The 19,950-nt window shown below is 68.4% G+C and carries 15 protein-coding genes and 1 tRNA gene; 11 read left to right on the forward strand and 5 right to left on the reverse strand.

Annotation, left to right across the window (positions count from 1 at the left end; translation table 11 throughout):
* Nucleotides 1-49 precede the first annotated feature (49 nt).
* Together BUE42_RS09700 and BUE42_RS09705 are read right to left on the reverse strand one after the other, a co-directional pair.
* Nucleotides 50-2,776 (reverse strand): winged helix-turn-helix domain-containing protein, encoded by a 2,727-nt coding sequence (locus BUE42_RS09700; protein WP_083614022.1) that lies wholly within the window; start codon nt 2,774-2,776, stop codon nt 50-52.
* A 13-nt stretch (nt 2,777-2,789) separates the two neighbouring features.
* Entirely contained in the window at nt 2,790-4,313 is a 1,524-nt protein-coding gene (locus tag BUE42_RS09705; RefSeq protein ID WP_073464726.1) for a fumarate hydratase, read from the reverse strand.
* Nucleotides 4,314-4,416: 103 nt separating this feature from the next.
* On the opposite strand from BUE42_RS09705, the gene nhaA reads away from it, so the two are divergent.
* Complete coding sequence (gene nhaA / locus BUE42_RS09710; RefSeq protein ID WP_073464728.1) at nt 4,417-5,595, forward strand: Na+/H+ antiporter NhaA; 1,179 nt, start codon at nt 4,417-4,419, stop codon at nt 5,593-5,595.
* Here the strand turns inward: nhaA and BUE42_RS09715 are convergent.
* Entirely contained in the window at nt 5,589-6,191 is a 603-nt protein-coding gene (locus tag BUE42_RS09715; RefSeq protein WP_073464730.1) for a YqhA family protein, read from the reverse strand. The genes nhaA and BUE42_RS09715 overlap by 7 nt on opposite strands.
* Nucleotides 6,192-6,334: 143 nt before the next feature.
* Here BUE42_RS09715 and acs point away from each other — a divergent pair, with 143 nt between their 5' ends.
* The gene (acs, locus tag BUE42_RS09720; protein ID WP_073464731.1) at nt 6,335-8,305 is read left to right on the forward strand and encodes an acetate--CoA ligase; all 1,971 of its coding nucleotides are present in this window, start codon (nt 6,335-6,337) and stop codon (nt 8,303-8,305) included.
* 123 nt (nt 8,306-8,428) lie between these two features.
* Here the strand turns inward: acs and BUE42_RS09725 are convergent, their stop codons facing one another.
* Nucleotides 8,429-8,737, reverse strand: a complete 309-nt coding sequence (locus BUE42_RS09725) for a c-type cytochrome (RefSeq protein WP_200798932.1) — start codon at nt 8,735-8,737, stop codon at nt 8,429-8,431.
* 125 nt (nt 8,738-8,862) lie between these two features.
* On the opposite strand from BUE42_RS09725, the gene BUE42_RS09730 reads away from it, so the two are divergent.
* A complete protein-coding gene (locus tag BUE42_RS09730) occupies nt 8,863-9,132 on the forward strand; it encodes a TIGR04438 family Trp-rich protein (protein ID WP_073464733.1) in 270 nt (89 codons plus the stop codon).
* Nucleotides 9,133-9,172: 40 nt separating this feature from the next.
* Here BUE42_RS09730 and ilvD read toward each other — a convergent pair whose 3' ends face one another.
* Nucleotides 9,173-10,861, reverse strand: a complete 1,689-nt coding sequence (gene ilvD / locus BUE42_RS09735) for a dihydroxy-acid dehydratase (RefSeq protein WP_073464735.1) — start codon at nt 10,859-10,861, stop codon at nt 9,173-9,175.
* A 113-nt stretch (nt 10,862-10,974) separates the two neighbouring features.
* Between ilvD and BUE42_RS09740 the strand changes: the two genes are divergently transcribed.
* From BUE42_RS09740 to BUE42_RS09775, 8 genes are all read left to right on the forward strand, one after another.
* Nucleotides 10,975-11,904: a LysR family transcriptional regulator gene (locus BUE42_RS09740; protein WP_073464989.1), complete on the forward strand. Its 930-nt coding sequence runs from the start codon at nt 10,975-10,977 to the stop codon at nt 11,902-11,904.
* Nucleotides 11,905-11,963: 59 nt separating this feature from the next.
* A complete protein-coding gene (gene lgt, locus BUE42_RS09745) occupies nt 11,964-12,785 on the forward strand; it encodes a prolipoprotein diacylglyceryl transferase (RefSeq protein WP_073464738.1) in 822 nt (273 codons plus the stop codon).
* The gene (dnaQ, locus tag BUE42_RS09750; protein WP_073464991.1) at nt 12,782-13,486 is read left to right on the forward strand and encodes a DNA polymerase III subunit epsilon; all 705 of its coding nucleotides are present in this window, start codon (nt 12,782-12,784) and stop codon (nt 13,484-13,486) included. Before lgt ends, dnaQ begins: the two co-directional genes overlap by 4 nt.
* 61 nt (nt 13,487-13,547) lie before the next feature.
* Nucleotides 13,548-13,622 (forward strand) — tRNA-Val (locus BUE42_RS09755).
* 138 nt (nt 13,623-13,760) lie between these two features.
* A complete protein-coding gene (locus BUE42_RS09760) occupies nt 13,761-14,387 on the forward strand; it encodes a hypothetical protein (protein ID WP_143171411.1) in 627 nt (208 codons plus the stop codon).
* A 416-nt stretch (nt 14,388-14,803) separates the two neighbouring features.
* Complete coding sequence (locus BUE42_RS09765) at nt 14,804-16,897, forward strand: choice-of-anchor Q domain-containing protein (RefSeq protein WP_159445392.1); 2,094 nt, start codon at nt 14,804-14,806, stop codon at nt 16,895-16,897.
* A gap of 132 nt (nt 16,898-17,029) precedes the next feature.
* On the forward strand, nt 17,030-19,183 hold the full coding sequence (locus tag BUE42_RS09770; RefSeq protein WP_073464745.1) for an Ig-like domain-containing protein: 2,154 nt from the start codon (nt 17,030-17,032) through the stop codon (nt 19,181-19,183).
* A gap of 203 nt (nt 19,184-19,386) precedes the next feature.
* A complete protein-coding gene (locus BUE42_RS09775; RefSeq protein ID WP_073464747.1) occupies nt 19,387-19,944 on the forward strand; it encodes a hypothetical protein in 558 nt (185 codons plus the stop codon).
* Nucleotides 19,945-19,950: the final 6 nt, after the last annotated feature.

Genomic DNA, 19,950 nt, shown 5'->3' on the forward strand with positions numbered 1-19,950 from the left:
TGGACACCGGCCTGAGTGTTCAGCAGGCACGCTTCGGTTCCATCGCGGATCACGCGGTGCGCGAGGCCTCTTTCTCCACCGACTGCTGGTCACGCCAGCGCGCAGCCGCCTGGCCGCGCGTCCGAGCCCCCAGCTTGTCGAGGACGTTCGCGACATGCCGCTTCACCGTGTGCGGGCTCAGTTCGAGCGCGCGCGCGATCAGCTTGTTGCTGTCGCCGGCGGCCAGGCGTTCCAGCACCTCGCGCTCGCGGGTGCTGAGGACCGCCAGCGGGCCCCGGCCGGCTGCCGGTGCGGCGGGCGCGAGGACGGGGACCCCCGGCGCAACTTCGGCGCGCGGCGGTTGATGCCCACGCAGCCGCTCCGCGCTGTCCAGCCAGTTCGCGAGCGCCGCTTGCGCGCCGGCGCTCAGCACCAGCCCGCCGTGCGCCAGTAGTGCCAGCGCGCGCGGGCCGGCCAGCAGTGCCGAGCCGATCCAGCCATCGCTCGCGCAGCGCAGTACCGCGGCTTCGACCAGGGGCGCTGCCTCGCGCTGCCGCCCCAGCCGCACCAGCGCCGCAGCCAGCCGCAGCCGCCCTTCGGTCAGCAGCCCGTACCACTCGAGCGCATCCGGCGTCTGCAGCGCCGCCTGCCAGCAGTCGACCACCTGCGGCCAGCGCCCGGCCAGCTCGGCCGCGATGGCCGGCAGCGCCAGTTCTCGCGCACGTTGCGCGATGCGCGTGGAGACCAGCAGGTCGGGCGCGCCCAACGCGGCGACCAGCGTGCCGGCACGTTCGCCGTCGTCGGCGATCATCGCCAGCCGCAGCGCCTGGAACTGCATGTTGCGGCGCAGCTTCTCGCGGCGTGCGCTCGGTGGCTCCTGGTCGGGGTCGGCCAGCAGGTGGGCCGCCGCCGCGCGCATCGCATCGATGTCACCACGCAGCGCATGCAGCATGCCGCGCGCCAGCGCCAGCATCGTGCAGACGTTGCGCGGGCTGCCGAGCCAGCGCGCCTCTTCGTCCGCACGCTCCAGCCGCTCGGCGGCACGCGCCGCGTCGCCGTGCCACAGCGCGATCAGCCCGTACAACAGCCACGCGATCGCGCTCATCGCGGTCGGGTGCTCCGGCGCCAGCCGCAGCGCGCGTTCGACGAACAGCGTCAGGGCCGGGGCGACGCCGGGCAGCGTCACGTCGCGCGGGTTCGGCGTCGCCTGGTACCACAGGCCGATGTCGGTGCAATCGGCCAGCAGCTCGTTGCGCCGCGCCATGTAGCCGGCCGACGGCGCGACCGGCCCGTAGTCGCCGGCGTGCCACAGGCTGGCGGTCAGCGTCGTGACCTCGGCCTCGCGCGGCAGCGGCTGCGCGCGCAGCTCGGCGAGCAGGGCCGCCGCCTCGTCGCGCTGGTCGACCTGGCACAGGCTCAGCGCGACGTACGCGCGCGCCCGCTGTGCCTGGTCGCCCAGGCCTTGCTGCTCGGCCAGGCGCAGCGCCTGCTGGAAGTGCCCGGCCATCGCCAGGAACTCCCAGCGCGCCCACGCGGCCAGCCCTTGCAGAAGCATCAGCGGCGACGAACGCTCGCGCCACGCAGGCGGAAACTGCGCCAGCAGCCGCTGCGTCTGCGTCAGCAGGCCGTCGGTGAGCCAGCCGCGGGCGACGGCGTTCAGCGCGGCCTCGGCCGCCGCCCAGTCGCCGGCGCGCTGCAGGTAGGCGATGCGGCGTGCGTCGTCGGGCTCGGTGTCGGCGGCGCGCTGCAGCAGGCCGGTGAGTGCTTCGGGCGATTCCTGGCGCAGCCGGTCTTCGAGGAAATCGCGGAACAGGTCGTGCAGCCGCAGCGTCAGCTGCGGCCCGTCAAGCACGGTGACGAACAGGCCGCGGCGCTCGATGTCGTCGAGCTTGTCGGCGGCCTGAGGGTCGCCGGTCAGCGCGGCGCAGCGGCCGGCCTCCAGCTCGGCCAGCACCGAGGTCTGCAGCAGGAAGCGGCGCAGCCCGTCCGGCATGTCGGCCAGCACCTCGCTGGCGAGGTAGTCGAACAGGTGGCGCTGGCCGAGCGCCGCCGGTGCGCGCGGGCCGGCGAGCGTTGCCGCATCGAGGCTCAAGCGGATGCCGGCCGGCCAGCCTTGCAGCCGCTCGATCAGCGACTGCGCGAGTTCCGTGCCGGCGCCGCGTCCGGCCGCGAACGCGCGCACCTCGTCGTCGGCGAAGCCCAGCTCGGCCTGGCGCAGTTCGAGCAGCTCGCCCTGCGCGCGCAGCCGCGCCAATGACAGCGGTGGATCGGTGCGGCTCGCGAGCAGCACGGTCCATGGCGCGGGCAGGTGCTCCAGCAGCAGGTCGAGCAGCTCGAAGATGCGCGCATCGGCGATGCGGTGAGCGTCGTCCAGCACGATCAGGCCATGCCCTGTCCCTTGCTGCAGGTCGGCGCCACCGAGCGCGCTCAGCAGTTCGTCGGCGGTGCGGCGCAAGCCGCGCGGCTGCTGGCCGAGCGTCGCCAGCGCCTGCGGCGAGATGCGCCACGGCAGGTCATGCGGCTCCAGCGCGGCCACCAGGCAAGCGACGAAGCGGGCGAGGTCGTCGTCATCGTCGGCGGCGATCCAGGCGACGGCGCCGCCGGGGCCTTGCTCGATCGATGCGAGCAGTTGCGCCATCAGCGCGGTCTTGCCGAAACCGGCCGGCGCGCTCAGCAGCATCAGCCTCGCCTGGCCGATGGCAGAAGCGAGACGCCCTTCGAGCTGCGGCCGGACCAGGTGCTCGCCGCGCGGGCGCGGCGCCTGGATCTTCGTCAGTGCGAAGGGCAGGGCGTGCACGTCAACCCATGGCTCAGGCGACCGCCACCGGGATCTTGCCGATCTTCGCCTGCCATTCCTTCGGGCCGGTGGTGTGCACCGAGGTGCCTTCGGAATCGACCGCCACCGTCACCGGCATGTCGCTGATCTCGAACTCGTAGATGGCTTCCATGCCCAGGTCGGCGAAGCCGACGACCTCGGCCTTGCGGATCGCCTTCGACACCAGGTAGGCCGCGCCGCCCACCGCCATCAGGTAGGCCGACTTGTGCTTCTTGATCGCCTCGATGCCGGTCGGGCCGCGCTCGGCCTTGCCGATCATGCCGATCAGCCCGGTCTGCGCCAGCATCATCTCGGTGAACTTGTCCATGCGCGTCGCGGTGGTCGGGCCGGCCGGGCCCATCACCTCGTCGCGCACCGGGTCGACCGGGCCGACGTAGTAGATGACGCGGTTGGTGAAGTCCACCGGCAGCTTCTCGCCCTTGGCGAGCATGTCTTGAATCCGCTTGTGCGCGGCATCGCGGCCGGTCAGCATCTTGCCGTTCAGCAGCAGCGTCTCGCCCGGCTTCCAGCTCGCCACTTCTTCGCGCGTCAGCGTGTCGAGGTTGACGCGGCGGCTCTTGTTGTAGTCGGGCGCCCACTTCACGTCGGGCCACAGGTCGAGGCTGGGCGCTTCGAGGAAGGTCGGGCCGGAGCCGTCGAGCACGAAGTGCGCATGCCGCGTGGCCGCGCAGTTCGGGATCATCGCGACCGGCTTGCTGGCCGCATGCGTCGGGTAGGTGGCGATCTTCACGTCGAGCACGGTGGTCAGGCCGCCCAGGCCTTGCGCGCCGATGCCCAGCGCGTTGATCTTGTCGCACAGCTCGATGCGCAGTTCCTCGAGCTTGTTCTGCGGGCCGCGCGCCTTCAGCTCGTACATGTCGATGTCCTGCATCAGCGATTCCTTCGCGAGCAGCATCGCCTTCTCGGCCGTGCCGCCGATGCCGATGCCCAGCATGCCCGGCGGGCACCAGCCGGCGCCCATCGTCGGCACCGTCTTCAGCACCCAGTCGACCAGGCTGTCGCTCGGGTTCATCATCACGAACTTGCTCTTGTTCTCGCTGCCGCCGCCCTTGGCCGCGATCTGGATGTCGACCGTGCTGCCCGGCACCAGGCTCATGTGGATCACCGCCGGCGTGTTGTCCTTGGTGTTCTTGCGCTCGAAGTGCGGGTCGGCCACGATGCTCGCGCGCAGCTTGTTCTCGGGGTCGAGGTAGCCGCGGCGCACGCCTTCGTTGACGGCTTCCTCGACGCCCGACGGGAAGCCCTCGAAGCGCACGTCCATGCCGATCTTCATGAAGACGTTGACGATGCCGGTGTCCTGGCAGATCGGGCGGCGCCCCTCGGCGCACATCTTCGAGTTAGTCAGGATCTGCGCGATCGCATCCTTCGCGGCCGGGCCCTGCTCGGCGTCGTACGCCCGCGCGAGGTGCGCGATGTAGTCGGCCGGGTGGTAGTAGCTGATGTATTGCAATGCGGCGGCGACGCTGTCAACCAGGTCGGTGTAGCGGATCGAGGTCATGTGGCTATCCCGGAAAGTGGGGCGGAACTGCGGAACAATGCCCGACGACGGGGCAATGTGGGCATGGCTTGTGCCCGCGATTTTACTGAACGAGGGAGAACTCATGCTGAACAGCATCCGGCGCTTCATTGCGTCCGAATCGGCCGGCGGCGTCGTGCTGGCGCTCGCGGCGGCGATCGCGCTGGTGGTCAGCAATTCGCCGTGGCACGAGGCCTACCAGCGTTTCGTGAACCTGCCGGGCGAGCTGCGCGTCGGCGGCGACCTGCTGGTGCTGGCCAAGCCGCTGCTGCTGTGGGTCAACGACCTGTGGATGGCGGTGTTCTTCTTCCTGGTCGGGCTCGAGATCAAGCGCGAGATGCTGGCCGGCGAACTGGCCTCGGCCCGGCAGGCGCTGTTGCCGGCCGGCGCGGCGATCGGCGGCATGGCGGTGCCGGCGCTGATCTATGCGGCCATCAACCTGCACGACCCGGTCGCGCTGCACGGCTGGGCCATTCCCGCGGCCACCGACATCGCCTTCGCGCTCGGCATCCTGATGCTGCTCGGCTCAAGGGTGCCGGCCTCGCTGAAGGTGTTCCTGACGGCGGTGGCCATCATCGACGACCTCGGCGCGATCGTCGTGATCGCGTTCTTCTACACCGCCGATGTGTCGCTCGCGATGCTGGGCGCGGCGCTGGCCGGCGGCATCGTGCTGTTCCTGATGAACCGCAGCCGGGTGACGAGCGTCGGGCCGTACGTCATCGTCGGGCTGGTGATCTGGGTGTGCGTGCTGAAGTCGGGCGTGCATGCGACGCTGGCCGGCGTGGCGACGGCGCTGGCGATCCCGCTGCGGGGCGCGGGCGACGATGGGCACTCGCCGCTGGAGATGACCGAGCACGCGCTGCACCCGTGGGTCGCGTTCGCGGTGCTGCCGATGTTCGCGTTCGCGAATGCCGGCGTGTCGCTGCAGGGCGTGAGCTTCTCGACGCTCGCGCAGACGGTGCCGCTGGGCATTGCCGCCGGGCTGGTGCTCGGCAAGGCGATCGGGGTGTTCGGTGCGTCGTGGCTGCTGATCCGGCTGGCCGGTGCCGAGTTGCCGGCCGGCGCGAGCACGCGGCAGTTCTTCGGTGTGTGCGTGCTGTGCGGCGTCGGCTTCACGATGAGCCTGTTCATCGGCGCGCTGGCCTTCGAGGGCCGGGGCGGTGACTACGAGACGCAGGTCAAGCTCGGCGTGCTGTGCGGCTCGCTGATCGCCGGCGTCATCGGCACGCTGCTGTTGCTGGGCGCAGGGCGCCGGGGTCAGTGATCCGCAGGCCCCCTGGGCAGCAGCCGGTCCGTCACCGCGATCGCCATCGCCGACAGCAGGAACGCGCAGTGGATCACCGTCTGCGCGATCAGCACCCGGTCGCTCAGCGCGTCGGCGTTGATGAAGGTTTTCAGCAGGTGGATCGACGAGATGCCGATGATGGCGGTCGCGAGCTTCACCTTCAGCACCGAGGCGTTCACGTGGCTCAGCCATTCGGGCTGGTCGGGGTGGCCTTCGAGGTTCATGCGCGACACGAAGGTCTCGTAGCCGCCGACGATCACCATGATCAGCAGGTTGGAGATCATCACCACGTCGATCAGCCCGAGCACCACCAGCATGATCGTGGTCTCGGTCAGCTTGGTGCCCTTGGCGGCATCCCCGCTGACCCCCACCGCGCTGAACACCGCCTGCAGCGCCGTCTGGCTGCCGAAGGCCGCTTCGATCAGGTGCGCCAGCTCGACCCAGAAATGGAACACGTACACCGCCTGCGCCAGGATCAACCCGAGGTACAGCGGCAGCTGCAGCCAACGGCTCATGAAGATGAGGTTGGGCAGGGGGCGCAGCTTGCTGTTGCTGTGATCGGGGATCTGGGCCATGGGGTCGTGCAGGGATAGTCCGGTTGCCGGAAATTGTAGTGGGCGCACCATCGGTGAAGACCCCGGGCGCCTTCGTCAGTCGTTCGTAAGAGCAGCTGTCTATGGTGCGAGCAGAATTTGGAAACCGCTGAAGGAGACAAGCAATGAGTTCGAGCGAGCACAAGGTCTACCCGCCGCCCGCGGCACTGGCCAAGGCAGCCCATGTGTCCGGCATGGCCGCCTACGACAAGCTGTGCGCCGAGGCCGAGGCCGACTACGAAGGCTACTGGGCCCGCCTCGCCCGCGAGATGGTCACCTGGAAGACGCCGTTCACCAAGACGCTCGACAGCAGCCAGGCGCCGTTCTTCAAGTGGTTCGAGGACGGCACGCTGAACGTCTCGTACAACTGCCTGGACAAGCAGGTCGAGGCCGGCCTCGGCGACAAGACCGCGATCATCTTCGAGGCCGATGACGGCCAGGTGACGCGCGTCAGCTACCGCGACCTGCTCGCGAAGACCTGCCGCATGGCCAACGCGCTGAAGTCGCAGGGTGTCAGGAAGGGCGACCGCGTCGTCATCTACATGTCGATGTCGGTCGAGGGCGTGGTCGCGATGCAGGCCTGCGCGCGCATCGGTGCGACCCACTCGGTGGTGTTCGGAGGCTTTTCGGCGCAGAGCCTGCGCGACCGCATCGAGGATGCCGGCGCGGTGATGGTGATCACCGCCGACGAGCAACTGCGCGGCGGCAAGCAGCTGCCGCTGAAGGCGATCGTCGACGACGCGATCGCGCTCGGCGGCTGCGAGAGCATCAAGAGCGTGATCGTCTACCAGCGCACCGGCGGCACGATCGCCTTCGATGCGTCGCGCGACCGCTGGATGCACGAGCTGACCGCCGCGCAGCCGGTGACCTGCGAGCCGGAATGGGTCGGTGCCGAGCACCCACTGTTCCTGCTGTACACCTCCGGCTCCACCGGCAAGCCGAAGGGTGTCCAGCACTCGACCGGCGGCTACCTGCTGCATGCGGCACTGACAACGAAGTGGACCTTCGACCTGAAGCCCGACGACATCTTCTGGTGCACCGCCGACATCGGCTGGGTCACCGGCCACACCTACATCGCCTACGGGCCGCTCGCGCTGGGCGGCACCGAGATCGTGTTCGAGGGCGTGCCGACGTACCCGGACGCCGGCCGCTTCTGGCGGATGATCCAGGACCACAAGGTCTCGATCTTCTACACCGCGCCGACGGCGATCCGCTCGCTGATCAAGGCGGCCGAGAGCAACGCGGCGGTGCACCCGCGCAACTACGACCTGGGCTCGCTGCGCATCCTGGGTTCGGTCGGCGAGCCGATCAACCCGGCCGCGTGGGAGTGGTACCACGAACACATCGGCGGCGGCCGCTGCCCGATCGTCGACACCTTCTGGCAGACCGAGACCGGCGGCCACATGATCACGCCGCTGCCGGGCGCGACGCCGCTGGTGCCGGGCTCGTGCACGCTGCCGTTCCCCGGCATCATCGCCGCCGTCGTCGACGAGACCGGCAAGGACGTGCCGAACGGGCAGGGCGGCATCCTGGTCGTCAAGAAGCCATGGCCGGCGATGATCCGCACGATCTACGGTGACCCGGAGCGCTTCAAGAAGAGCTACTACCCGGCCGACTTCCAGGGCCGCTACTACCTGGCCGGCGACGGCGCGATCCGCGACGAGAAGACCGGCTACTTCACGATCACCGGCCGCATCGACGACGTGCTGAACGTCAGCGGGCACCGGATGGGCACGATGGAGATCGAGTCGGCGCTGGTGAGCTGCACCGACCTGGTGGCCGAGGCCGCGGTGGTCGGCCGCCCGGACGACACGACCGGCGAGGCGGTCTGTGCGTTCGTCGTGCTGAAGCGCCCGCGCCCGACCGGCGACGAAGCGAAGGCGATCGCCAAGCAGCTGCGCGACTGGGTCGGCAAGGAGATCGGCCCGATCGCGAAGCCGAAGGACATCCGCTTCGGCGACAACCTGCCGAAGACGCGCTCCGGCAAGATCATGCGGCGCCTGTTGCGCTCGGTGGCCAAGGGCGAGGCAGTGACGCAGGACACCAGCACGCTGGAGAATCCAGCGATCCTCGAGCAGCTGGGGCAGGCTTACTGATCACAAAAGACGAAGGCCCGCAAAGGGGCCTTCTACATCCAGCAGGCGCCGTGGAGCCGGCTTTGCCGGGCCACTGGCGGCGCCCCCTTGAGAGGGAGGGCGCGCCAGCGCCTTCGGGGTGGGTCACTTCAAGGAAAGGATCCAGGTGACCAAGGTCTTGGCCTCGGCATCCGACACCTGGGTGTTGGCGGGCATCGGGACTGCGCCCCACACGCCGGCGCCGCCCTTGATGACCTTCTGCGACAGCTTGTCGACGGCGTCCTTTTGGCCGGCGTACTTCGCGGCGACCTCCTTGTAGGCCGGGCCGACCACCTTCTTGTCGATGGCGTGGCAGGCCATGCAGTTCTTCTTCTGCGCCAGCTCCGGGTTGGCGAAAGCCGGTGCGGCCGCCAGGGCAGAGAGGGCAACGATCAGCGAAAGCAGCGACTTCATGATTTCCTTCCGAAGAGGTGGGGAGCCATCCATTACATTTCGATCACTGGACAACTCAACGAATTCTACGTGGCGCGGTTGACCGTGCATTGGCGTAGGACAAGCCGGAAGGCCGAGGGAAGATCATGTATTTCGTCGTTTTGGGGGTGCTGCTGATCCTGTCGAACCTCGCAGGCATCGGGCCGCTGGCCGACCTGGTGTGGCCGGGCGACTGGTGGAAGATGTGCTGGCCCTTCGGCCTGGCCTTCGTCTGGTGGATCTTCGCGGATGCCACCGGCTACACCAAGCGCAAGGAAATCGAGAAGATGGACGAGCGCGTGGCCAATCGGCGCAAGGAAAGCCTCGAGAAGCTCGGCATGGACCACCGCGGCCGCCGCAAGAAGCGCAAAGTCTGATAACGCGCCAGTCGCCCCGCGGGGCGACTGGCCGATCCCGTCAGTCGATCTTGTCGAGCACCGCGCCCTGGCTGGCGCTCGCGGCATTCTTGAAGAACTTGGCCATCACACCACGGGTGTAGCGCGGCTTCGGCGGCGTCCAGGCGGCGCGCCGCTGCGCCAGCACCGCGTCGCTGACGTTCAACTGCAGCGTCAGCGTGTGGGCGTCGATCGTGATCGAGTCGCCTTCGTGCACCAGCGCGATGTTGCCGCCGGCATAGGCCTCGGGCGCGACGTGGCCGACCACCATGCCCCAGGTGCCGCCCGAGAAGCGGCCGTCGGTCACCAGGCCCACCGATTCGCCCAGCCCCTGGCCGATCAGCGCACCGGTCGGGGCCAGCATCTCCGGCATGCCCGGGCCGCCCTTCGGGCCCAGGTAGCGAAGCACCATCACGTCGCCGGCAACGATCTTGCGCGCCATGATCGCGGCCAGCGCCGACTGCTCGTCGTCGAACACCCGCGCCGGGCCGGTGATCACCGGGTTCTTCAGGCCGGTGATCTTCGCGACGCAGCCTTCGGGCGACAGGTTGCCCTTCAGGATCGCGAGGTGGCCCTCGGTGTACATCGGGTTGTCGATGGTGCGGATCACGTCCTGGTCGGCACGCGGCACGTCGGGGATGTCGGCCAGGTTCTCGGCCACCGTCTTGCCGGTGATCGTCATGCAGTCGCCGTGCAGCAGGCCGGCCTTCAGCAGCACCTTCATGACCTGCGGGATGCCGCCGGCACGGTGCAGGTCGACCGCCAGGTACCTGCCCGAAGGCTTCAGGTCGCACAGCACCGGCACCTTGCGGCGCACCCGTTCGAAGTCGTCGATCGTCCACTCGACCTCGGCCGCATGCGCGATCGCGAGGAAGTGCAGCACCGCGTTGGTCGAGCCGCCGGTGGCCATGATCACCGCCACCGCGTTCTCGATCGACTTCTTCGTGACGATGTCGCGCGGCTTCAGGTCGGCCTTCACCGCCTCGACCAGCACGCGTGCCGCCGCCTTCGCGGTGTTGGCGGTCTCGTCGTGCGGGTTGGCCATCGTGCTGCTGAAGGGCAGGGCCATGCCGAGCGCCTCGAACGACGAACTCATCGTGTTGGCGGTGTACATGCCGCCGCAGGAGCCGCTGCCGGGGATCGCGCGGCGCTCGATCTCGCAGAAGTCTTCCTCGCTCATGTTGCCGGCGCTGAACTGGCCGACCGCCTCGAACACGCTGACGATGTTCAGGTCCTGGCCCTTGTAGCGGCCCGGCAGGATCGTGCCGCCGTAGACGTAGATCGCCGGCACGTTGGCGCGCAACATGCCCATCATGCCGCCGGGCATGTTCTTGTCGCAGCCGCCGACCACCAGCACGCCGTCCATCCACTGGCCGCCGACGCAGGTCTCGATGCAGTCGGCAATCACCTCGCGCGACACCAGGCTGTACTTCATGCCCTCGGTGCCCATCGCCATGCCGTCGCTGATGGTCGGCGTGCCGAAGATCTGCGCGTTGCCGCCGGCTTCCTCGATGCCGGCCACCGCAGCATCGGCCAGCTTCTGCAGCCCGGAGTTGCAGGGCGTGATCGTCGAATGGCCGTTGGCCACGCCGATCATCGGCTTCTTGAAGTCGCCTTCCTGGTAGCCGAGCGCGTAATACATCGAGCGGTTCGGCGCGCGCGCGACGCCTTCGGTGATGTTCTTCGAACGGCGGTTGACGGGGCTGCTCATCGGAATGTCTCCTGGCGGATGCTCGGGGGGAGCGCCAGTATCGATCGCGTGCAGAATGTCGTCCAATATATCCAGCGTGGTGGATTGATATGTTTGATGTATGAGTGATGGCGATGGCTGACGAGTTCCGCGTGCCGGCCATCGAACTGCGGGCGTGGCGGCAGTTCCTGGTGCTGGCCGAGACGCTGCATTTCGGCCGGGCGGCGCAGCAGCTCAACATGACGCAGCCGCCGCTGACGCTCGCGATCCGCCAGATCGAGGCGCGGCTCGGCACGCCGCTGTTCGACCGCACGCGGCGCCGTGTCGCGCTGACGCCGGCCGGCGAGGCGCTGGTGTCGCCGGTGCGCCAGCTGCTGCAGCAGGCGGCTGCGCTGGCGGCGGTCGCCGGCGCGGCCGGCAGCGGGGCGGTCGGGCGCCTGCGGCTCGGCTTCGTCTCGACGGTCGGCTTCGGGCCGCTGCCGGGCTGGCTGCGCGATTTCCGCCTCGCCGAGCCGGGCATCCACGTCGAGCTGCGCGAAGCCACCACCGACGTGCAGCTCGCCGCGCTCGCCCAGCGCGAGGCCGACGCCGGCTTCGTGCTGCATGCGCCCGGCATGCTGCCGGCGCCGGCGCTCGAGCACCTGTCGCTCGGCACCGAACCGCTGGTGCTGGCGCTGCCGGCCGCCTCTTCGCTGGCGGGCGCGCGCCGGCTGTCGCTGCCGGCCCTGCTGGCGCAGCCGCTGATCATCTTCCCGCGGGCGATCGCGCCGTCGATCCACGACGCGGTGGTCGCGTTCTATCACCGGCACGGCGCGACGCCGGTGATCGGCCAGGAGGCGATCCAGATGCAGACCATCGTCAACCTGGTGTCGGCCGGGCTCGGCCTCGCCTGGGTGCCCGAATCGGTGACGCAGCTGCGGCGCGACGGTGTGCTGTACCGGCGCTTGCCGCCGTCGCTGGCGGGCGCGGCGCCGCAATCCGAAACCAGCCTGGTGTGGCCGGGCGATGCGGGGCCGGTGGTCGAGCGCTTCGTGCGATTCGTGCGCGCATCGCTGACCGGCTGAGCGGGGGGCTGAGCTGGGGTATCGTTCGCCTGCTTCCGCATTGCCCGGCTCCCCACACCATGCTCGTTCATCCGAAATTCGATCCTGTCGCGCTGCAGATCGGCCCGCTGGCCATCCACTGGTACGGCATCACCTACCTGGTCGCCTTCGGGCTCTTCCTGTGGCTCGCGTCGATCCGCGTGCGGCAGACGCAATTCGCGCAGGCTGGCTGGACGCGCCGCGACGTCGAGGACCTGCTGTTCTACGGCGTGCTGGGCGTGGTGATCGGTGGCCGGCTCGGCTACGTGCTGTTCTACAAGCCGGGCTACTACGCGTCGCACCCGCTGGAGGTGTTCGCGGTCTGGAAGGGCGGCATGGCCTTCCACGGCGGGCTGCTGGGCGTGATCGCGGCGATGGGCGTGTTCGCCTGGCTGCGCAAGCGGCCGTTCTGGCAGGTCACCGACCTGATCGCCCCCTGCGTGCCGACCGGGCTGGCGTCCGGGCGCATCGGCAACTTCATCAACGGCGAGCTGTGGGGCCGCTTCGCGCCGGCCGACCTGCCGTGGGGCATGGTGTTTCCCGAGTCGGGCAGCCCACTGCCGCGCCATCCGTCGCAGCTCTACCAGTTCGGCATGGAAGGCCTGCTGCTGTTCGCCTTCCTGTGGTGGTTCTCGCGCAAGCCGCGGCCGATGGGGCAGGTGTCGGGTGCCTTCCTGATCGGCTATGGCCTGTGCCGCTTCATTGCGGAGTTCTTCCGCGAGCCGGATGCCTTCCTCGGCATCCTCGCGCTCGGCATGAGCATGGGCCAGTGGCTGTGCGTGCCGATGATCGGGGCCGGCATCGTGCTGTGCGCCTGGTCGGCGCGGCGTGGTCTGCCGTCGGCCGAGAAGGTGGCCGCATGAGGCAGGTCTTCTTCGACACCGAGACCACCGGCCTGAGCCCGGAATCCGGCGACCGCATCATCGAGATCGGCTGCGTCGAGATGGTGAACCGGCGCCTGACCGGCAACAACAAGCACTTCTACGTCAACCCGCAGCGCTCGAGCCACGAAGACGCGGTGAAGATCCACGGGCTGACCGACGAGTTCCTGGCCGACAAGCCGCTGTTCGGCGCTATCGCCGACGAGCTGATGGATTTCCTGGCGGGCGCCGAGATCGTCATCCACAACGCCGGCTTCGACGTCGGCTTCATGAACGCCGAGCTGCGCCGGCTCGGCCGCCGGCCGTTCGCGGAGTGCGTGGCGGGCGTCAGCGACAGCCTGCTGATGGCGCGCGAGATGTTCCCCGGCAAGTCGAATTCGCTCGATGCGCTGTGCAAGCGGCTGGAGGTCGACAACTCGAACCGCTCGCTGCACGGCGCGCTGCTCGACGCCGGGCTGCTGGCCGAGGTCTACATCAACATGACGCGCGGGCAGAACTCGCTGGTCATCGATGCGGGCAGCAGCTCGTCGCAGGACATCGTCATCGCGGCGATCGACTTCAGCGCCTTCGACCTGCCGGTCATCGTCGCCAACGATGAAGAACTCGCGGCGCACGAGAAGCAGCTCACGGATCTCGACAAGGCGTCCGGCGGCAAGACGGGCTGGCGACAGCTTGTGGCATAATCCGTGGCTTCGCAGCGAGGCCCCCAAGGCACTGCGCGAAGCCGGTGATCGAAAGACACTCGGGCGGTTAACTCAGCGGTAGAGTGCCACCTTCACACGGTGGAAGTCGCAGGTTCGAACCCTGCACCGCCCACCAGCTCGATCACCAGAACAAGGCAGCACACGGTGCTGCTTTTTTTATGCGCGTCGCACGCATCGCCCATGCGCTGCATTGCGCTGCACTTCATCGTGCATTGGCACGAGCGACCATTCGCCGCAGATATAGTCCAACGGCATGCCAAGCACCCACCCTCACCCGATACGCGCGCTGGTCGTGCTGCTCGCCGCGCTCGCGTGCGGCGCCGCGCACGCCGGCCCGCCCGAAGGCGACCTGTTCGGCTACAAGCTCGGCGCGCCGTATGCCGTCGGCGAATTGACGCAACAGCGCACGCGCGTCTCGTCGATGGTCGAGATGCTGATCGACAAGCCGGACAAGGCCCCCGAGTTCAAGGCCGTCGAACTGCTCGCGACACCGAAGAGCCTGACGCTGCTCAGCGTGCACGGCGTCGCCGATTTTCCCGATGAAGCGCAGGCACGCGCCTTCGCGTCCCGCCAGTCCGCGCAGATCACCAGCGCGTATGGCGACAAGTGCCCGAAGAGCCCGTCCTTCATGAACGACCTCGTGAAGCTGCTGTGCCCGGGAGGGCTGGAGCTGTCGGTGTCGTACTACCCGCCCGATGCCTCGCGGGTGCAGCACAAGGTCCACCTGGGCCTGCGGCTGGCACCGGACAGCGAGGCCGGGCGCCGCCTGAGCCGCCTGGCGGAACAGGAATCGGCCGCGCCGGCCGCCGATGTGGATTCGGCGCAACGCAGCGACAAACCAAAAGCCGATACCCCGGCCGCGAAGCAGTCGCCGCAATAGGCGCCCGAACGGGCCCCTTCTTCGAGAACGCACGGAGCCCCATCGCTCGGATTGGCAGGCTTTCGCCTTGCTTATTCCTGAGCGCAATCAAGGACTTATCGTCAGCTACAGGCCGTTTTGTAGCGATTGCACACGAGTCTGTAACAAAGCCTGATACGTGTTCGGCGTCGGATAAACCCTGATTCACTCCATCGTAATTTCCGATGGATGGAGCGATCCCCCTCTGCCACCCCCGTGAACGAGGGGGTGTCGACGGCATTCGATCGCTTGCAAAAACAAAAGCCCCTGATCTGACCTCCCGTAACAGGCCTCACCCCTGGTCGTTCAATGATTCGTCCCAGCCGTCGAAACAGGGATGCCGCATCGACGGGCGCAGGGATTGGCCCGGCGTTTGGATTGGCTAGAGGAGCTATCGAATGAGTTGGTTTCACAAGGTGTTGGGCGCGTTCTGCGTGACGGCCGTGCTGGCTGGATGCGGCGGGTCCTCGACGGATCAAGGCACGGATGTGGCGGATGCCGCTGGTGCTTCCGAATCAGCCGAAGCGCTGCGCGTTGCCGCAGCGGCCGGCACGCGCTACACGCTGACGGTGTCCGGCCAGGCCGGCGGCCTGATCGGCTCGCAGCCCGCAGGCATCGTCTGCGGTGAAGGCAGCACCCAGTGCAGCGCGAGCTTCGCGGCCGGCACGCAGGTGATGATCGGCCACCGCGCCAGCAGCGGCTACACCTTCAAGGGCTGGAGCGGCGGTTCGTGCTCCGGCACCGAGTTCTGCTACGTCACGATGGGCCAGAACCGCACGGTGGTCGGCAGCTTCGTCTCGAACAGCACGCCCACCCCGACCCCGACGCCGACCCCCACGCCGACGCCCACCCCGACCCCCACGGTCACCTACCCGCTGGCGATCACCGTCACCGGCAGCGGCTCGCTGACGTCGAGCCCGGCTGGCGTGTCGTGCAGCGCGTCGTGCACCAGCGTCTTCTACTCCGGCACGCCCGTCACGCTGAACCCGACGCCGGCTTCCGGCTACAGCTTCAGCGGCTGGACCGGCGCCTGCTCGGGCACCGGCACCTGCACCGTGCAGATGAATGCGGCGGCTGCGGTCGGCGCATCGTTCACCGCGACCTCCACCGGCGGCGGCTCGGGCGGCACCGGCGGTACCGGCAACGGCACGGCGCCGGGCACCGGCACCGGCAAGGCGTACTTCGTGGCGACCACCGGCAGCGACAGCAACGCCGGCACCTCGCTGACGACGCCGTTCAAGACGATCAACAAGGCCGTCGGCCTGGCCAGCGCCGGCGACACGATCGACGTGCGTGCCGGCACCTACACCGAGAGCGTCGTGATCCGCCGTGCGGGCAGCGCCACGAAGTGGATCTCGCTGCGCGGCTACAACGGCGAGCGCCCGGTGATCAAGAGCACGAGCTCGGGCCCGACCGTGTACTTCTACAACTCCGCCTGCGATGAAGACGCCGTCGGCGACGGCAGCGGCAACACCGACTGCTACCCGATGTACTGGCTGGTGCAAGGCCTGGAGATCCAGGGCAGCGCCGCCGGCGGTGGCGACGGCAACGCGATCAAGATCGACACGCCGAAGGTCAAGCTGGTGGGCAACCGCCTGTGCTGCAGCGTCGCCGACATCGTCAAGCTGGTGCGCACGTCCAACGACGTCGAAGTGCTCGACAACGAGATCTGGCAAGACGCGTCGAAGGTCAAGCCGGGCAGCAACGCCCAGGGTGTCGACATCGTCGGTGCGGACCGCGTCCGTGTCGCCGGCAACTACATCCACGACGTGCCGGACATCGGCATCTATGCCAAGGGCAATGCCCGCAACCCGATCTTCGAGAACAACCGCCTCGTCAACATCGGCAACGCCGACAACGGCCATGCGCTGATGCTGGGCCAGGAGACCGACGACTACCGCCTGGTCGACGGAAGGTACGAGACGTATGACGGCATCGTTCGCAACAACGTCGTGATCGGCTCCACCTGGGCCTGCCTCGCGACCTCGTCGTCGAGCAACGCCCGCTTCTACAACAACAGCTGCTACGACACCGGCAAGCTGATGCACGCATCGATCTTCCTCTCCAACGAGTCGGAAGTCGGCCAGGCCGGCACCAACGTCTACTTCGGCAACAACATCATCTACGGTTCGTCGGCCAAGCCGGTGGTGAAGATCGGCTCCAGCGCGATGACCGACTACAAGACGCTGGTCTTCGACCACAACGTCTACTACACCAGCACGGGCAACCCGACCTTCTCGAGCGACGACTTCTCCGGCGTCAACTTCGCGACCTGGCTGACCAAGTACAAGGCCCTGAGCGGACGTGACGACGGCGGCAGCAAGGTGGCCGATCCGAAGTTCTCGACCACCACCGGCAGCACCCCGCTGACGCTGTCGACCGGCAGCCCGGCGATCGATGCCGGCGCGAACCAGTCGCTGGTCCCGACCGACTCCCGCGGCGTGCAGCGCGCCCAGGGTGCGACCACCGACATCGGCGCCTACGAGTACTGATGTCAACCAGGCGCCGGCGGTTCTGCCGGCGCCTTCCTCGATCAACAACACAGGCGGCCGATGAGGCCGCCCAGAGCCCAGCCCGGCGATCCATTCGATCCGGCCTGGACCGGGCTTGTCTGGAGCTATTCAATGAACAGGGTGAACAAGGTGTTCGGTGCGATGTCGCTGGCGATGATGCTGGCGGCTTGCGGCGGCGGAAGCAGCAGCGGCAACACGGCAGTCGCTGGGTCCGAAGTCGATCCCGAACTGGCAGCCGCGGGCGTGACCGAAGGTGCGCAGGCGGTCGGCGACAGCGCCTGGTACACGGCCCGTCCGGTCTCGGTCACGGTGACCGGCCCCGGCATGGTGGGCAACATGGTGAGCGGCGTGCTCGGGCCGATGAACTGCGGCAACGGCGGCACGGCCTGCTCGGTGAAGTACACCAAGTACACCTCGGTGCTGCTGGGCGCGCTGCCCAACACCGGCATGGTGTTCCTCGGCTGGGGCGGCGCCTGCTCCGGCACGGCCAACACCTGCACGCTGAACAACAGCCAGTCGCGCGCCGTCACGGCCAAGTTCGGCCCGGCCGGCACGACGACCCCGCCGACGAGCCCCACGACCTATCGCCTGAACGTCAGCACCAGTGGCTCCGGCACGGTGGCCTCGGGCGCCGGCGGCATCAACTGCGGCGCCGACTGCAGCGAAGACGTGACGCCGAACGCGGCCGTCACGCTGACCGCGACGCCGGCGGCCGGCTTCAGGCTGAGCGCCTGGGGCGGCGACTGCAGCGGCAGCGCCAGCACCTGCAGCATCACGATGAGCCAGGCGCGCGACGTGAGCGCGGCCTTCGTCGTCGCCGACACGACCGCGCCGACGGTGGCGAGCGCCACGCCCGGCGCCGGTGCCACCGGTGTCGCGGTGACCGCACCGGTCAAGGTGACCTTCAGCAAGACGCTGGACTGCTCGACGGTCTCGGGCCAGACCTTCAAGGTCGGTTCAGTGTCGGGCACGGTGGCTTGCACCGGAAGCACCGCGACCTTCACGCCGACCGCGGCGCTCGCGACGGCCGTGCAGTACCCGGTGGCGCTGACCGCCGGCACGAGCGGCATCAAGGACACCGCGGGCAACATGCTGGCCGGCACGACCAGCTGGAACTTCACGACGGCCTCGGCGACCACGACGCCCCCGACCACACCGCCCACCACGCCCCCGGCGACCGGCGGTGCCTTCAGCTTCCTGGCCTACGGCGACAGCCGCTCGGGCAACGGCTGCGGCGGCAACACCGTGCACATCGGCCTGGTGAACCGCATGGTCAACGAACCGGCCGCCTTCGTGTTCAACCTCGGCGACATGGTCACCGGCTACGACAAGTCCACCAACTGGGTGCAGCGCGGCGATTGCCCGAGCGACGCCTCGAAGGGCAGCTTCAAGGAAATCATCGCGCCGCTGCAGAACAAGACGCCGGCGGCCGGCCTGCAGACCTACTACTTCCCTGTGGTCGGCAACCATGACGACAACTTCGGCGACGGTTGGTACCCGGACAAGTTCGGCAACGGCTTCTGCGACGTGTTCGACCCGAAGAAGGTCGGCATCCCGAACCACACGCAGAACAAGGCGTACTTCAAGGACTGGACCACCTCGAGCGTCCAGCACCACACCGACGAGCAGTTCTACCAACTGGCCTGCGCGAAGACCCGCAGCGGCGTCTATCCGGACTACATGTACTACTCGTTCGACTACAAGGGCACGCACTTCGTGGTGCTGCGCCTGAATTCGGACTACTACGACGTGATGGAGTGCTCGAGCAACTGCACGGCCGCCAACGAAGGCAACTACGACGCGTACTACTACAAGCACCAGCTCGACTGGCTGCGCTACGACCTGGCGCAAGCCTCGGCCAACAGCGCGATCCAGAACACCATCGTGCTGATGCATGCGCCGCTGATCTCGTACTCGGACGGCCATGCGCCGAACGCCTCGTGGCCGACGCTGATCAAGGATTTCAGCAAGCACCCGAAGGTGAAGATGGTGATCTCGGGCCACAGCCATGTCTACGAGCGCTCGGTGCCGGTGTATGCCGATGCCGCGAGCCCGAACGGCGTGCGTGACGATGCCAAGGGCGCGGTCTACACCGTGACCGGCGGCGGCGGCTCGGCGCTGGCCGGCTTCAACAACCTCGGCCCGCTGAACGCGAAGGCCACGGCGGCGTACCACTACATGCGCATCGACGTGGACGGCGGCAAGGTCAGCGTGAAGACCATCGGCCAGGACGGCGCGGTGCTCGACACCTTCACGACGCGCTGATCGGGTCCATCCGACGAGGCCCGGCGGTGCGATGCACGGCCGGGCTTCTTGCATTTTTTCGCCTTTCGGGAGCAATTCTCGAAAGGCTCATTTGATCGCGAACAGGCCCGACAGACCGCTCAATGAAGTGGCGCGGGGGCCGAAACAGATCAGGTCACGCGGACCTGGCGATGGTGCCAGGCCGAACGTGGTTGGAGCAGGGAATGAAGAGTTTGAGCAAGAGCGCCGGCGCCTGCGTGCTGGCTGTGCTGCTGACCGCATGCGGCGGCGGTGGTGGTGGCGATCAGGGCGACGCGTCCGGAGCGACCGATGAGGCCGTGGCGGTGGGGCAGTCCACGGAACCGGTCGTGGAACCTGCCGGGGACGTCGCGGCGGCACCGACGGTAGAGGTTTCCTCCGGCGCCGAGCCGATCACCGAAGTCGCCGAGAGCCTGGCCACCGACCCGTGGGTGCAGACCTGGGTCGATGCGGAGCTGGATGCCTACTACACGAGCCGCCCGATCCGGGTCTCGGTGAGCGGCCAGGGTTCGGTCGTCAACTCGGTGCGCGGCACGGCAGGGTCGATGAACTGCGTGCCGGGTGGCACCAGCTGCAATGCGATCTACACGAAGTACAAGACGGTGCTGCTGAGCGCCGCGCCGAAGGCCGGCCAGGTGTTCCGCGGCTGGGGCGGTGCGTGCAGCGGCTCCGGCACCCGCGACACCTGCGAGATCCGCAACTACATGCTGCACAACGTCACCGCGACCTTCGGGCCGGCCTGACGCGAA

The organism is Rhizobacter sp. OV335 (assembly GCF_900142965.1).
Taxonomy (GTDB): Bacteria; Pseudomonadota; Gammaproteobacteria; order Burkholderiales; family Burkholderiaceae_C; genus Rhizobacter.